General features: G+C 49.4%; 13 protein-coding genes. 4 read left to right on the forward strand and 9 right to left on the reverse strand.

Annotated features, from left to right (window positions below; genetic code table 11):
• Window positions 1–12 precede the first annotated feature (12 nt).
• Entirely contained in the window at window positions 13–429 is a 417-nt protein-coding gene (locus ACMXYN_RS00310) for a PaaI family thioesterase (RefSeq protein WP_415892979.1), read from the forward strand.
• A 43-nt stretch (window positions 430–472) separates the two neighbouring features.
• On the opposite strand, the gene ACMXYN_RS00315 is transcribed toward ACMXYN_RS00310, so the two are convergent.
• Window positions 473–1,093 carry a response regulator transcription factor gene (locus tag ACMXYN_RS00315; RefSeq protein ID WP_415892980.1) on the reverse strand — a complete coding sequence of 207 codons (621 nt, stop codon included), beginning with the start codon at window positions 1,091–1,093 and terminating at the stop codon, window positions 473–475.
• Window positions 1,090–2,607 (reverse strand): PAS domain S-box protein, encoded by a 1,518-nt coding sequence (locus tag ACMXYN_RS00320; protein ID WP_415892981.1) that lies wholly within the window; start codon window positions 2,605–2,607, stop codon window positions 1,090–1,092. The genes ACMXYN_RS00315 and ACMXYN_RS00320 overlap by 4 nt, the downstream gene beginning before the upstream one ends.
• A gap of 195 nt (window positions 2,608–2,802) precedes the next feature.
• Between ACMXYN_RS00320 and ACMXYN_RS00325 the strand changes: the two genes are divergently transcribed.
• From ACMXYN_RS00325 to ACMXYN_RS00335, 3 genes are all read left to right on the forward strand, one after another.
• A complete protein-coding gene (locus ACMXYN_RS00325; protein ID WP_415892982.1) occupies window positions 2,803–4,437 on the forward strand; it encodes an acyl-CoA synthetase in 1,635 nt (544 codons plus the stop codon).
• 126 nt (window positions 4,438–4,563) lie between these two features.
• The gene (locus tag ACMXYN_RS00330) at window positions 4,564–5,391 is read left to right on the forward strand and encodes an AraC family ligand binding domain-containing protein (RefSeq protein ID WP_415892983.1); all 828 of its coding nucleotides are present in this window, start codon (window positions 4,564–4,566) and stop codon (window positions 5,389–5,391) included.
• A gap of 55 nt (window positions 5,392–5,446) precedes the next feature.
• Window positions 5,447–6,049: a LysE family translocator gene (locus ACMXYN_RS00335; protein WP_415892984.1), complete on the forward strand. Its 603-nt coding sequence runs from the start codon at window positions 5,447–5,449 to the stop codon at window positions 6,047–6,049.
• A 13-nt stretch (window positions 6,050–6,062) separates the two neighbouring features.
• On the opposite strand, the gene ACMXYN_RS00340 is transcribed toward ACMXYN_RS00335, so the two are convergent.
• Genes ACMXYN_RS00340 through ACMXYN_RS00370 form a run of 7 tightly spaced genes read right to left on the reverse strand, consistent with a single transcriptional unit; the run spans window position 6,063 to window position 14,582 of the window.
• Window positions 6,063–6,890, reverse strand: coding sequence for a class I SAM-dependent methyltransferase (locus ACMXYN_RS00340; protein WP_415892985.1), 828 nt, complete (start codon window positions 6,888–6,890; stop codon window positions 6,063–6,065).
• A 20-nt stretch (window positions 6,891–6,910) separates the two neighbouring features.
• Window positions 6,911–8,599 (reverse strand): AMP-binding protein, encoded by a 1,689-nt coding sequence (locus ACMXYN_RS00345; RefSeq protein WP_415892986.1) that lies wholly within the window; start codon window positions 8,597–8,599, stop codon window positions 6,911–6,913.
• 57 nt (window positions 8,600–8,656) lie between these two features.
• Window positions 8,657–9,238 carry a peroxidase-related enzyme gene (locus tag ACMXYN_RS00350; RefSeq protein WP_415892987.1) on the reverse strand — a complete coding sequence of 194 codons (582 nt, stop codon included), beginning with the start codon at window positions 9,236–9,238 and terminating at the stop codon, window positions 8,657–8,659.
• Window positions 9,239–9,246: 8 nt separating this feature from the next.
• Window positions 9,247–10,158: a hydroxymethylglutaryl-CoA lyase gene (locus ACMXYN_RS00355; protein ID WP_415892988.1), complete on the reverse strand. Its 912-nt coding sequence runs from the start codon at window positions 10,156–10,158 to the stop codon at window positions 9,247–9,249.
• A complete protein-coding gene (locus ACMXYN_RS00360) occupies window positions 10,155–12,176 on the reverse strand; it encodes an acetyl/propionyl/methylcrotonyl-CoA carboxylase subunit alpha (RefSeq protein ID WP_415892989.1) in 2,022 nt (673 codons plus the stop codon). The genes ACMXYN_RS00355 and ACMXYN_RS00360 overlap by 4 nt, the downstream gene beginning before the upstream one ends.
• Complete coding sequence (locus ACMXYN_RS00365) at window positions 12,173–12,964, reverse strand: enoyl-CoA hydratase/isomerase family protein (RefSeq protein ID WP_415886451.1); 792 nt, start codon at window positions 12,962–12,964, stop codon at window positions 12,173–12,175. The genes ACMXYN_RS00360 and ACMXYN_RS00365 overlap by 4 nt, the downstream gene beginning before the upstream one ends.
• Before the next feature lie 10 nt (window positions 12,965–12,974).
• The gene (locus ACMXYN_RS00370) at window positions 12,975–14,582 is read right to left on the reverse strand and encodes a carboxyl transferase domain-containing protein (RefSeq protein WP_415892990.1); all 1,608 of its coding nucleotides are present in this window, start codon (window positions 14,580–14,582) and stop codon (window positions 12,975–12,977) included.
• Window positions 14,583–14,605 lie beyond the last annotated feature (23 nt).

Raw genomic sequence — 14,605 nt, forward strand, 5'->3', positions numbered from 1 at the left:
TTGGAGTTGTGTATGAAGTTGAATATTGAACAGCTACAGAGCTTTCTTGCAGAGCACTTTCCCCAAGGTGAGCAGTATGGGGAATTGGTGGAGTTAGGTGATGGTACTGCCACTATGCGTTTGCCGGTGGATGATCAGCATCTAAGACCGGGCGGCACAGTCTCTGGCCCTGCGATGATGGGGCTGGCTGATGTGACTGTCTATGCAGCGTTATTAAGCCGTATAGGCCCCGTGCCTTTGGCGGTGACGACTCAGTTAAATATCAACTTCTTACGCAAGCCTTCTGCCGATCGCGATATCTTCGCTACGGCGCAGATGCTCAAAGTCGGAAAGCGTTTGGCGGTGGGTGAAGTGTATATCTTATCGGAAGGGGATGAGGAGCCGATGGCCCATGCGACCATGACCTACTCAATTCCTGATAAGCGTTGATCGGCAAATTGATCGCACCTGAGGGTTCTCAGGTGCGCTTAGATTAAGCTTGCTCGTTTAGCTGAGAGGCTTGTTTTACCAGAGCTGCAAGACTGCTCGCGCGCATTTTGCTCATCACGCGGGAGCGATGCACTTCAACCGTTTTAGGGCTGATATCCAACTCTTCGGCAATCTGGCGATTGGCATTACCGGCAACAACCAGCGCCATTACCTCTTTCTCACGACGGCTCAGGCTAGCGTAGTTTTCTTGAATCTCTAACTGCGCACCTTGTTCGTCGCGTGCTTTTTGCGCTTTGCTTAACGCACGCCCAACTAAGCGTAGTAGCACATCACCATCGAACGGTTTTTCTAAGAAATCCATCGCGCCCTGTTTCATCGCGCTCACCGCCATTGGGATATCACCGTGGCCTGAGATCACAATAATCGGCATTTGGATATTACGCTCCTGCATGATTTGTTGCAGGGCTAGGCCGTTAATTTCGGGCATACGTACATCCAGTAACATACAACCGATTTCGCCATTAAAGTTATCCAGAAACTCCCGTGCAGAAGGGAAGGTAACAACGTTGTGATTGGCAGATTCTAAAAGCCATTGCATGGAATCACGAAAATCTTCGTCATCGTCAACAATATAGATAGTGCCTGTCGGGTTTGTTTGCATCATTGCTCTCTTAACGGCAGTTTCAGATAAAAGTGCGTACCGGTTTTACCGTCACTCTCTGCCCACATCTGGCCCCCATGGGTTTCGATAATGGTACGGGATATAGATAAGCCCATACCTAAGCCAGTTGTTTTGGAGGTGTAAAACGGTTCAAACAGCTTGGCTAAACCTTCGCTGCTAATCCCTTTTGCCTTGTCCTCTACCGAAACATGAATATAACCTTCGGCAGCTTTAGTGGTGATAATAACGGGTCTGTAGGTCTTGTTACAATCGTTGTAGGCCTCAATTGCGTTACGCATCAGGTTAAGTAGCACTTGTTCGATCTGTACTTTATCGGCCACAAGAGGGGGTAAGTTATCCCCAAATTGAAAATCGAAGGTGATGTTGTGGTCCTGAGCTTCCTGACAGAGAAAGGCGCTGACCTCTTTGCAGCTGTCATTAATCGGGAAAGCAAAGCACTGGTAATCGGTCTTGCGTACAAACGAGCGCATTCGTTTGATGATCTCCGAAGCACGCTTGGCCTGTTTCATAATCAGCTTCATGGAACCGGATACAGTTTTCACCGGATCAGCATCACCCTCTTCCAAACGTCTCTGCGTACCATGACAGTAATTCAGAATCGCAGCCAAAGGTTGGTTTACCTCGTGGGCAAGGCCTGTGGCCATCTCTCCAACTGAAAGCAGACGGGACATATGAGCCAACTCGAGCTGATGACGTTTAGCTTCCTCTTCTGCTTCCAGGCGCAGGGTGATATCACGACCAATCAGTGAGTAATACTCAACCTGATTATTTTCACGGCGGTTGCGATGGGCAATAATTTCGCGAATCTCTGCCACACGGTTTAGTTCAGAGTCTAATTGCATCGGGATGCTGCCGTACCAAACGCCATGGATGGAGGCGTGTTCCAAAGCATCTTTGATCAGCGTGCTTAAGATCTCTTCAGAGAATAGCTGTGAGAGATAGTAGACGACCGGTTTATCTTTCTCGGCACCGAGGGTGTGATATGCCGACTCATTTAGATAGGTCAGCTTATGGGTTTTGTGGTTACAAAACATGATCATATCGGATGAGGCTTCAACCACGCGCGCGAGTCGGCGCATATCCCGTTGTGCTTCTTCACGCTCGGTAACATCGCGCGATACACAGATGATCTCTTGAGGATTTCCGCTGTCATCACGAATCACACGGCTGGTGGTTTCTAGCCAGATATAGTGACCTTTTTTGTGACGATACCGGTACACATTGGTGTAGACACCGCTGCGATAACGGACACTGTCATCACGCTTGGAAAGGTTATCGGCATCTTCAGGGTGGAACTGCTCATACCCTGCCATGCCGATGATCTCTTCGGGGGTGTAGCCGAGTACAGTTTCAACCGCAGGACTGGCATCAATGTAGGTCCACTCTTTGGTGGGTGTGTGTCGGGAGATCATATCGGTCGACTGTTCTGCTAAAAGTCGATAACGATCAGCATCCGCCTTACAACGGGCGAGTTCTAAACTCTGGTCATCACTCATATTTTAACCTGCGGGAAATCCCGATCTTAAAACCTGTTATTTTTATACTTAGACTTTAAAGCAGCTTTAAGGATAAGGGAAGATACTTATATATGGTTAATTGTAGTTTTACGTCTGCTAACCAGATGATCTGAAAGGTGTCTTTTTGATCAGTTGATGCTAGTTTTGGCGTGGGCAATTAAAGGAATAATAACAATGATAACAAGCCAAAACCCTTACGAGATTGGGCTCGATAAGAATCAAGCCAATTACGCTGCGTTAACTCCGCTTAGTTTTCTAGAACGAGCTGCATTTGTTTACCCCGACCATACTGCTACAGTGCATGGCGACGCACGCCGCAGCTGGTCCGAGACATATACCCGTTGTCGTCGCTTTGCCAGCGCTCTGCAACAACGAGGTATTGGCAAGGGCGATACCGTATCCGTTATCGCACCAAATCTTCCCGAAGTATTTGAAGCGCATTTCAGCGTGCCTATGTCCGGTGCGGTTCTGAATGCGATCAACGTGCGACTAGATGCCGAGGCGATCGCGTTTATCTTGCAGCATGCTGAATGCAAAGTAGTGCTGGTGGAGCGCGAATTTGGTGCTCTGGTGAAGCAGGCTCTTGAGATGGCTGACATTGATCCTCTAGTGATTGCGATTGAAGATTCTACTTTCACTGAGGGTGAGCAGATCGGCAGCATCACTTACGATGAACTGCTTTTAGAAGGTGATCCTGAGTTTGCTTGGCAGCCGCCCGAGGATGAATGGGATGCGATCACGCTGAACTACACCTCCGGTACGACCGGCGACCCTAAAGGGGTGGTATACCATCATCGAGGTGCTTATCTGAATGCCATGAGCAATGTGGTCTCTTGGGATATGGGGCGTCATCCCAAGTATCTTTGGACCCTGCCGATGTTTCATTGCAATGGCTGGTGTTTCCCGTGGTCTTTGGCTGCGTCTGTTGGTACCAGTGTGTCCCTGCGCCATGTTCGAGAAGAGAAAATCTACGATCTGATTCGTGCAGAAAAGATCGATCATTTCTGTGGGGCTCCGATTGTCCTGAATATGCTGAATAACGCGCCTGATGAGATCAAGCAGGGGATTGAGCACAAAGTTAAGGTCATGACCGCTGGTGCTGCTCCGCCTGCTGCAGTTATTCAGGGGATGGAGGAGATGGGGATTGATGTCACTCATGTCTATGGCCTGACAGAGACCTACGGCCCTTCAGTGCTGTGTGCATGGCACGATAAGTGGGATGACAACAGCATCGAAGAGAAAGCCCGTCTCAAAGCTCGCCAAGGCGTGAAAGCGCCTATGCTTGAAGACTTGATGGTGGCTGATCCGGATACCCTAGAACCTGTACCGCAAGATGGCGAAACCATCGGCGAGATCTTTATGCGCGGTAATCTTGTGATGAAAGGTTATCTAAAGAACAAACCGACTACGGATGCGTCCTTTGCTGGCGGCTGGTTCCACTCAGGAGACCTTGCGGTAAGGCATGAGGATGGCTACATCGAGATAAAAGATCGCTCAAAAGATATCATTATCTCTGGCGGTGAAAATATCTCCTCGATTGAGGTTGAAGGCGTGCTTTATCGTCATCCTGACGTGTTGGAAGCGGCAGTGGTAGCTAAGCTCGACGATAAATGGGGCGAGGTGCCTTGTGCCTTTATCAAACCTAAGCCGGGTGCGAGTCTAACTGAGGCTGAAGTTATCGAGTTTTGCCGCTCCAATATGGCGCGTTTTAAAGCGCCGAAAGTGGTGGTCTTTGGTGAACTACCTAAAACATCGACAGGCAAGATCCAGAAGTTTGTTTTACGCCAACGCGCAGAAGCAGAAGAATAGGCGCTGTATCTCTTTGCGCACTTTTGCTTAAAGTGCGCAATTTTATCCAAGTATTAGTTTTGCTCATCCCTCTACACTGTAGGTAATACTGCAGGCGATTTATACTAGCGAGAGCGGTGAAGAGTGATGAATCAGGATAACCAGTTTCAATACAGTAAAAGTGAGCACTTAGAGCAAGTTACCGTTCTAAATGCCGCGATCAGCGATTTCTCTTATGGGCGCCATGCCCATGAGGAGTATTCGTTTGGGGTTACGCTGAGTGGTCGTCAGGACTTCTTCTCCCGTGGTCAATTTCACCGCAGTCATCCAGGCAATATTATCGTCTTTAACCCAGATGAAGTGCATGATGGTCATTCTGGTGTCGATGATAAATTGCAGTACCGCATGCTCTATGTGCACCCTGATCAGCTAGCACCTGTCTTCAAAGCCGCCGGTATCAAAAGCCAAGGTTTTCGTGTGGCAGATACCCTGCTGGATGATCCCCAACTCTGCCAGCATATCCTGCAATTAGTTCAGCTGATCGAGAATCGTTCCGAAGATAAATTGCGCCAAGAGTGTGAGCTCTATCAGATGGCAACGCGGATTGCGCAGCTGTATGGCGAATGCCAAGCGGACCAAAAAGCGCGTCGTGTCGATAGCCTACTGCTGCGAGCACGGGATTTTATCAATCACAATCTACAAACTGATGTCTCTCTTGAAGAGCTGAGTCAGCAAGCCAACCTATCGAAGTATCATTTCCTGCGGATGTTTCGACAGCAGTTTGGTATCACACCGCACCAGTATATCTTGAATTGCCGAATCAACCGCGCCCGTGAAGATTTGGAGAAGGGCAAAGCTCTGGATGATGTGGTGTTTGATTATGGCTTCAGCGACCTGAGTCACTTCAACCGGCGCTTTAAACCGATCTTTGGCATGACGCCCAAGCAATATCAGAAGCACTTTCTGAACGCTTAAATTGAAGGCTCTTCCGAGCCCTTTAAATCTCTCTTTTAAATCCGAGTTGATCACTATGGTTGAAATACTCCTGTACGCCTTTGGCGTGATGTACACCCCTGGCCCCTGCAATCTACTCAGCTTAAATGCCGGTATACACGGGCAGATTCGTTCGACATTAGCGTTTAGCCTCGGGGTAGGCAGTGCGATGCTGGTGCTGTTTTTACTGTTTGGCTATGTCGGCGCTTGGTTTATTACCGCGGGTTACGAGCTGTTTTTGAGTGCTGCAGGCAGCCTTTATATTCTCTACTTAGCCTACAAAGTGGCTTTGTCAGCCATGGCCACGACGGAAGTGAAGGCTAATCAGAGCCCGATGAGCTTTAAAGAGGGGCTGATCCTGCAGCTACTAAACCCTAAAGCGTTTATAGCGATCTTGCCGATAGTTTCGGTGCAGTTTCCGGCAGCAGAGATATCGGGCTATGCTATTTTTGTCTGGTCGCTATTGTTATCCACAATGGCGTTTGGCGCGCCGAGTAGTTATCTTTTTATGGGCGCGCGATTAGGTAAGCTCATACACAATCCGCGGTACTTCAGCTGTTTAAACTGGGCGATGTCGCTGTTGTTGGTGTATGTGGCGTTAGATATTGCTTATCAACATATATTCCTGAAGCTGGCTTAGGAGCGGTAGATTATTAGCTGCAGTCGGCTTGCGCGACCAGTTCGATGATCCGGATTGCATCTAGTTCAAGGTTTTTAACCACATTGCTGCCCATTTTCTTAAACTCGGGGCCTAAGATCATGGCGGGTGATACAGCGGCAGTCTCGCTTTGGGATTGTTGCTCCTTACCGAGTTGTTTTTGTCGCCAAGCGAGTGCCTCTTGGCTCCAGTCATCGTAACTTTGGATATGAAAGCCCGCTTGTTCGAGTAGGCCTTCTAATGCTGTTTGTGTGATTAGGTGAGAGTTGCTCGGTTCTCGCGCCCAAGGCACAGGAAAGTGCATTGCGCCGGTATTGGGCCCTTGGATAACTTCGTGTAGCAGTAAGCGGCCTAGTGGCTTTAAAACCCGTCGACATTCAACCAATGCTTGCTGGCTATTGGGGATATTGAGCAGGCTATGCTGGAAGATAATGAGGTCAAAGCTATCGCTGCAAAAGGGTAATTGCTGCGCATCGGAAGTGACCAGTTTAGGAGCGTCAAAAGAGGGCAATAATTGTGATATTTGCTGGTGGGTTTGGTTAAATTCGTGGGTTATATCCAATCCAATGACATTAATACGCAGTTCCGACTCGATTAAACGCATCAAACCGCCCAACCCAGAGCCAATATCTAATACTCGATTCGGCCTGCACAATTTTATTTGTTGCAGTAGCTTCTTGGAGGCTTTAATGCCGCCGATATGTAACTGATCGATAGGGGCCAATTGAAACGCAGTTGGCCCCTGTGGATAAGATAAGTGCAGTTGGCGGATGATCTGCTCGCCATCGAATGCTTGTGAATAGTGTTTATTAACCTCAGTCACGGCCTATTCCTGTATCTAATCTAATTCTCATCGAGCCCCAACTCTTCGATAGAGATCTCTCGCATCTTAAATTTCTGGATCTTGCCGGTGACGGTCATCGGGAAATTATCGACAAATTTAAAATAACGCGGGATCTTAAAGTGACTTATCGCTCCTTGGCAGAAGCTTTTCAGCTCGTCTTCAGTCACGTTGTCTGCTTGCGGTGTCAGTTTGATCCAAGCGACCAGTTCTTCACCAAATTGTGGATCGGGTACACCGGTGACTTGGACATCTGAAATCGCAGGGTGGGTGTAGAGAAACTCTTCGATCTCTTTTGGATAGATGTTTTCGCCTCCGCGAATCACCATATCTTTGATACGGCCGACAATCTGCACGTAACCCTCAGCATCCATAATGGCGAGATCGCCGGTATGCATCCAGCCTTGCGAGTCGATAGCATTGTTAGTTGCTTCTGGATTGTTCCAATATTTCAGCATCACGCTGTAGCCGCGGGTACATAGCTCGCCTACATCACCTCTTGGCTGAACTTCGCCTGTGGCTGGATCGATAATCTGGCTTTCGATATGCGGTTGGGTACGGCCTACAGTTGAGACGCGTTTATCAAAGGGATCATCGGCAGCCGTCTGGGTGGATACCGGGCTGGTTTCGGTCATGCCGTAGGCGATCTGGACCTCGTGCATATGCATTTTGGTATTGACCGCTTTCATTACCTCCGCAGGGCAGATAGATCCGGCCATAATGCCGGTGCGCAGGCTACTCAAGTCATACTGCTCAAACTCAGGGTGTTCCATCTCTGCGATAAACATCGTTGGGACACCAAACAAGGCGGTCGCACGTTCTTCGGCCACTGCGGTGAGGACGGATTGCGGCTCGAAACCTTCGTCAGGGTAGATCATAGCCGCGCCATGGGTAATACAGCCTAAGTTACCCATCACCATGCCAAAGCAATGATAGAGCGGCACCGGAATAACTAAGCGATCCTGATCGGTGAACTTCATGCTTTCGGCAACAAAGAAGCCGTTATTCAAAATATTGTGGTGCGATAGCGCCGCCCCTTTCGGGAAGCCGGTTGTGCCGGATGTGTACTGGATATTGATCGGGTCGTGAATATCTAAGCTCGTCTGCACAGTGCTAAGTTGCTCGGCACTGATCTGATCTGCGTGATTTAGAAATTCCTGCCAGCACCAACTACCTGCTAACGCTTGCGAAGAAAGGCTGATCACGCCCTTGAGGTTAGGTAGCGTAGCAGAGGTTAATTGGCCGGCTTGCGCTGCTTTAAGTTCTGGAGCTAAAGAGTAGAGCATCTCCATATAGTTAGATGATTTAAAGCTCACAGCAGAGACCAGATACTTGGTGCCTGATTGGTTAAGCGCGTACTCCAATTCATGTGTGCGGTAGGCCGGGTTGATGTTCACCAGAATCGCACCAATCTTCGCCGTCGCTAACTGAGTGATTGTCCATTCCGCACAGTTAGGGGACCAGATGCCGACTCGATCGCCTTTCGAAACCCCTATCGCCAGAAATGCCCGTGCCGCTTGATCTACCTGTTGTTGTAACTGCGCGTAGGTCAGGCGAATATTCTGATGGTGAACGATCAATGCATCGTTATCGGGGAATTTTTCTGCCGTTAAATCAAATTGATCACCAATGGTGATATCCAATAAGGGCTCGGCTTTAGAGCCTTGAGTGTAACTGTGTAGATCGGACATGTTGGATAAACCTTTTCTATTTTTGTTGTTAGGTCTATGTGTATTTCAGGCGGAGCTTTAACGATGCTGGCTGTGGTATTCCAGATTGGGTTGCATATCCACAGCGCTGGCGACTCGATTGGTCATGTTGTAGAAGCCTGCGATATTGGCGATATCCCAGATATCTTGATCACTAAAGCCGACATCTCTTAGCTGTTGGCGGTCATCCTCATTCATGCGATGGGGTGATTCGGTAAGCTTCACCGAGAAATCGAGCATAGCGATGTGTCGTTCGGAGAGTTTGGCAACACGGTAGTTCATCACCAGCAGTTCTCCGAGGGTCGGCTCTTGAGAGTATTCACGCACAGCAGCACCGTGAGCGACCTGGCAGTAGTAGCAAGCGTTACTGGCAGAAACAGCGACCGCGATCATCTCTTTTTCCAAATTGCTGAGGCCGCTTTTGCCGAGCATTAACTCGTTATACAAGCTGGAAAATGCTTCTAACTGAGCGATGTTGTGGCTGTATGCTTTCAGCACGTTAGGGATTAAGCCCAGCTTTTCTTCGCATAAAGCGAAGTACTTTTGGAACACTTCTGGAAGTTGATCTTGTGAAGGTACAGGTAGATCTAACGCCGTAAGATGAGACGGTTGTGGATTCATGTTATTTCTCAAATAGATGATTTAGGAGTGAGGGCTAGGGCTACTTTAGAGCCGTTACTGCGTTGCAGTTGCTGGCTGATCCAGTGGCTCACTTTTATCAGTTCGTCTAGTTGCACGCCGGTTTCTATGCCGAGGCCATTGAGCATATAGAGCACATCTTCGGTGGCGACATTGCCTGATGCGCCTTGGGCATAAGGGCAGCCTCCTAAGCCAGCGACAGAGGTATCGATGACACTGACCCCCTCTTCAAGCACCGCATAGATATTGGCGAGAGCTTGGCCATAGGTGTCGTGAAAGTGTGCGGCTAATTTTGAAACGGGTATTTCTTTGGTTACGGCTTCTATCAGCCTTTTAGCCTTCAATGGTGTACCAGTGCCGATTGTGTCGCCAAGAGAGATCTCATAGCAGCCCATTTCAATCATCTCTTTACAGACAATCGTGACCTGTTCAGCGGATATTTCACCGGTATAAGGACAACCCATCACCGTGGAAACATACCCTCTGACAGGGATATTGTTGGCGTTAGCTTTTTCGATCAGCGGCGCAAACCGCTCCAAGCTTTCGGCAATCGAACAGTTAATGTTCTTTTGAGTAAACGCTTCAGAAGCGGCAGTAAATACCGCAACTTCATCAACCTCTGTGTTGAGTGCTTTATTCAAGCCAGTTAGGTTGGGGGTGAGTGCGGCATAAGTGGTGTTTGGATGACGCTGAATACCCATCATCACTGCACTGGCGTCAGCCATTTGTGGAACCCACTTAGGAGAAACAAAACTCGTGGCCTCAATATGACTTAAACCTGCATTGGACAGCGCATTGATCAGATCGATCTTAATATCAGTCGGAATAATATCTCCAGGCTCATTTTGTAAGCCATCCCGAGGTCCTACCTCGACCAATTTGACCTGCTTCGGCAATGTCATGATGCGGCTTCCTCTTCGGAGAATTCCAACTCGAGCAGTTCCGCACCTTCTTCGACTAGATCTCCTGCAGCAAAGAAAATTTCGCTGACTTTACCTGCATGAGGTGCCGAAATACTGTGCTCCATCTTCATCGCTTCCATGATCACTAAGGCTTCACCGGCTTGTACCGATTGACCTTGTTCAACTAAAACCTCAACGACGACACCGTTCATGGGTGCGGTGAGCGAGTGATCGGCTTTACCTTGCTCAGAAACGTGCGTGGTTTGATGCAAACTGCCTCGGAAGCAGAGGTCGTGATGAAACAGGTGCAGCTCATTTCCATCACGGAAAAAGTGCATCTGTAGCTGTTGATCATCAACTTGAACCCGAAGTTGATCATCCCGCTGGGTTAGGCTGATGGAGTACTGCTGCTCATCAACAGTAACGAGTTCTGTCTCTGCCCGTTGTTCGATATTTATGTCATGGATTGCTTCACCCTGCTGTAGCTGCAGCGTTCTAATAGACGGGATATTCAAGCGCCAGTTACACAATGTCGTAAACGGAGAAGGGTGAGTATGATTATCAGATTGGTCTTGAGTTTCTAACTGTCCAAACAGACTCGCAGCGATGGCGAGATAGAGTGAACTGTCTATGACTGGCTCGGCAAAGAGTAGATCGTAGTGGCGTTCTATAAATCCGGTATCTAAGTCGAGATCTGCAAAAGGTTGTGCAGATGCTAGATCTCTTAAGAACTTCAGATTGGTCTTTAAGCCGGCAATACGGTATTCCGATAATGCTCGATTCAGACGCATAATTGCGGCATTGCGATTTTCACCCCAAACAATCAGCTTCGCGATCATAGGGTCATAATAAGGGCTGACCTCATCACCATTGCGGACACCGCTGTCGATACGGACACAGTCAGATTCTTCGGGTGTGGATAAGTATTTTAAAGTCCCTGTCGCCGGCAGAAAATCTTGCGCAGGGTCTTCGGCGTAGATACGGGTTTCGATCGCATGCCCTTTGGCTTTGATCTGATCTTGAGTTAGCGGAAGCTTTGCCCCCGCCGCGATCGCCAATTGCCACTCTACGAGGTCGACGCCGGTGACGTACTCGGTCACCGGGTGCTCCACCTGAAGACGGGTGTTCATCTCCATAAAGTAGAATGAACCGTCGGTGTCGTATAAAAACTCGACCGTACCTGCACCGACATAGTCGATGGCTTGGGCGGCGCGGACAGCCGCTTCACCCATGGCCTTGCGGGTTTTGTCCGCTAGGTTAGGGGCGGGTGCCTCCTCAATAATCTTCTGGTGACGACGCTGAATTGAGCAATCGCGATCGGCGAGATAAACACCATTGCCATGCTGATCACAAAAGATCTGCACTTCGATATGACGTGGCTGCTCCAAATAGCGCTCAATCAGCATATCGGGGTTAGCAAAAGAGTTTTGCGCTTCTCGCTGCGCGGCTTGTAGGGCGCTATCGAATTCATCCACAGAGCGAACTACACGCATCCCTTTACCACCACCGCCAGCCACTGCTTTTAGCAGCTGTGGATAACCGCAGTCTATCGACGCTTGTTTCAGGCGCTGTGGATCTTGATCGTCTTCGTGGTAACCCGGAACTAAAGGCACATCGGCTTTCGACATAATCGCTTTGGCTGCGGACTTCGAGCCCATAGATGTGATTGCGCTGGCTGGTGGACCGATAAAGGTAATTCCGTGACGTTCCAACTCAGTCGCAAACTCAGCATTCTCAGACAGAAAACCATAGCCTGGGTGTACCGCTTCAATTCCGGCTGTACGGCAGATCTCTAGGATCTTATCTGTACGCAGATAACTCTCAGCACTAGGAGCCGGGCCGAGTAGATAGGCCTCATCAGCCATCTGAACATGCTTAGCCTTGGCATCCACTTCGGAGTAAACCGCTACACAGCGAATACCTAAGCGCTGTGCCGTTTTAATTACACGACAGGCGATCTCACCGCGGTTAGCGATTAAGATTTTGCGCGGTAGTGCCGTCGATTTTGCTTCGCTCATGACTCTACCCACTCTGGCTTTCGTTTTTCTAAAAAGGCGCTCAGACCCTCTTGGCCTTCGGGACTGACTCTTATCTCGGCGATCCGTCTGGCTGTGTCGGTAATCAGATGAATATCGATATGACTATCACTGACTGCAGCGACTAAATGTTTGGCAGCGGCCATCGCCAACGGGCTGTTTTGCAGCAGCTGGTTGATCAACTGGTGGCAGCTATCATCAAGAAGCTCGGTTGTGGCCACGACTTGGTGAACCAGACCGTAATGATGGGCATCGCAGGCAGAAAAGGATTCGGCACTGATCATATAGCGTCGAGCCTGCCGTGAGCCCATTGCACGGATCACATAAGGCGAGATCACTGCGGGGATCAGACCGATTTTGACCTCACTCAGGCAGAACTGGCTCTGTTCGGTGGCGATCACAAAATCACAGCATGCAGCTAAACCTACCGCACCACCGTAAGCTGCGCCTTGCACTAAACAGATCGTAGGTTTACTGAGGGTATCCAGTTGATGCATCAAAGCGGCTAACTGCTTTGCATCATCAAAGTTGTCGTCATAGCTGTTTTTAGCCATGCGCTTCATCCAGCCAAGATCGGCACCGGATGAAAAGTTCTTACCTTCTGAACGTAGAACCAAAACCCGCACTTCTGGGTCTTTATCGCAGGCCTCTAAATGACCTAACAATTGCGAGATGATCTGATCGTCAAAAGCGTTATGCACTTCAGGTTTGTTAATCACGAGATGCGCTACGCCTTGGGCTTTATTCAATAACACTACTGGCTTAGTCATAGTCGCCTCCTTACATCCGGAAGATGCCAAATTTACTGTCTGCAATTGGCTGATTTAGGGCCGCTGATAGGCTCATCGCAACCACTTCACGGGTTTGAGCCGGATCGATCACACCGTCATCCCAGAGTCGTGCACTGGCGTAATAGGGGTGACCTTGTTGCTCATATTTCTCGATAATCGGTTGCTTAAAAGCGGCCTCTTCTTCGGCGCTCCAAGTTTGATTGTTGCGCTCAAGTTGGTCGCGTTTAACTGTGGATAAAACCCCTGCGGCTTGCTCGCCACCCATCACCGAGATTCGGGCGTTAGGCCACATCCACAGGAAGTTAGGGCTGTAACCGCGACCACACATGCCGTAGTTGCCTGCCCCAAAAGAGCCACCAATCAACACCGTGATTTTAGGTACGTTGGCACAAGCTACAGCGGTTACCATTTTGGCACCGTGTTTGGCGATCCCTTCGGATTCGGCTTTCTCGCCCACCATAAAACCGGTGACATTCTGCAAGAACAGCAGTGGAATCTTGCGTTGGCAACAGAGCTCGATAAAGTGCGCGCCTTTCTGAGCAGAATCGCTGAATAAAATCCCGTTATTGCCGATGATACCGACAGGATAGCCGCAAATGTGCGCAAAACCCGTTACTAAGGTTGTGCCAAATTGTTGCTTGAATTCATCGAAATTTGAGCCGTCGACGATCCGGGCAATCACTTCTCGGACATCAAACGGTTTTTTCAGGTCGGTACCGACCACACCATAGATCTCCTCTTCGTTATAGAGCGGAGGCTGCGGTGCTTGTAATTGCACGTTGGTTTGCTTAACGCGATTGCTATTGGCGATGCAGCGTCTGGCGAGCTGCAGTGCATGGGCATCATTATCGGCGTAGTAATCGGCGACCCCAGAGACTTTACAGTGCACGTCTGCGCCACCGAGTGCTTCTGCGGTTACGACCTCACCTGTGGCAGCTTTAACCAAGGGTGGACCTGCTAGGAAAATCGTACCTTGATCACGGACGATGATGGATTCATCGGCCATGGCTGGCACATAAGCGCCCCCAGCGGTACATAACCCCATGACGACGGCGATTTGAGGGATACCTTTGGCAGACATCCGTGCTTGGTTGTAGAAAATGCGGCCGAAGTGATCGCGATCGGGAAACACTTCATCCTGTTGAGGCAGGTTAGCGCCACCAGAATCAACCAAGTAGATGCAGGGCAGATTGTTCATCTCTGCGATCTCTTGCGCACGCAGATGTTTTTTTACCGTTAGAGGGAAGTAAGTACCGCCTTTGACCGTGGCATCATTGGCTACAATCATGCAGTCTTGGCCGCACACTTGGCCGATACCGGCGACGGCTCCTGCTGCCGGAATGTTATCTTCGTAAACCTGATAAGCCGCAAACTGGCCTATCTCCAGAAAGGCGGAACCCGGGTCTAACAGTTGATCGATACGCTCACGCGCCAGTAACTTACCGCGTGCTCTGTGGCGCTCCTGATACTCAGGGCCACCGCCTTGTGCGATTACTGCAATTTTATCTTTTAGATCAGCCACCGCCGCGCGCATTTCGCGTTGGTTGGTTTTAAATGACTCTGCCTGTGTATTTATTGTTGTGTGCAGAACAGCCATAGATAGTCTCCTAGTCGCCTGTT

Source organism: Neptuniibacter sp. PT8_73 (assembly GCF_047778045.1).
Lineage (GTDB): Bacteria > Pseudomonadota > Gammaproteobacteria > Pseudomonadales > Balneatricaceae > Neptuniibacter.

Coding starts and splice junctions, on each gene's coding strand:
- ACMXYN_RS00325 (WP_415892982.1), top strand. CDS start 2,803: ATGATAACAAGCCAAAACCCTTACGAGATTGGGCTCGATAAGAATCAA.
- ACMXYN_RS00355 (WP_415892988.1), bottom strand. CDS start 10,158: ATGACATTGCCGAAGCAGGTCAAATTGGTCGAGGTAGGACCTCGGGAT.
- ACMXYN_RS00365 (WP_415886451.1), bottom strand. CDS start 12,964: ATGACTAAGCCAGTAGTGTTATTGAATAAAGCCCAAGGCGTAGCGCAT.
- ACMXYN_RS00330 (WP_415892983.1), top strand. CDS start 4,564: ATGAATCAGGATAACCAGTTTCAATACAGTAAAAGTGAGCACTTAGAG.
- ACMXYN_RS00310 (WP_415892979.1), top strand. CDS start 13: ATGAAGTTGAATATTGAACAGCTACAGAGCTTTCTTGCAGAGCACTTT.
- ACMXYN_RS00350 (WP_415892987.1), bottom strand. CDS start 9,238: ATGAATCCACAACCGTCTCATCTTACGGCGTTAGATCTACCTGTACCT.
- ACMXYN_RS00315 (WP_415892980.1), bottom strand. CDS start 1,093: ATGATGCAAACAAACCCGACAGGCACTATCTATATTGTTGACGATGAC.
- ACMXYN_RS00370 (WP_415892990.1), bottom strand. CDS start 14,582: ATGGCTGTTCTGCACACAACAATAAATACACAGGCAGAGTCATTTAAA.
- ACMXYN_RS00345 (WP_415892986.1), bottom strand. CDS start 8,599: ATGTCCGATCTACACAGTTACACTCAAGGCTCTAAAGCCGAGCCCTTA.
- ACMXYN_RS00320 (WP_415892981.1), bottom strand. CDS start 2,607: ATGAGTGATGACCAGAGTTTAGAACTCGCCCGTTGTAAGGCGGATGCT.
- ACMXYN_RS00335 (WP_415892984.1), top strand. CDS start 5,447: ATGGTTGAAATACTCCTGTACGCCTTTGGCGTGATGTACACCCCTGGC.
- ACMXYN_RS00360 (WP_415892989.1), bottom strand. CDS start 12,176: ATGAGCGAAGCAAAATCGACGGCACTACCGCGCAAAATCTTAATCGCT.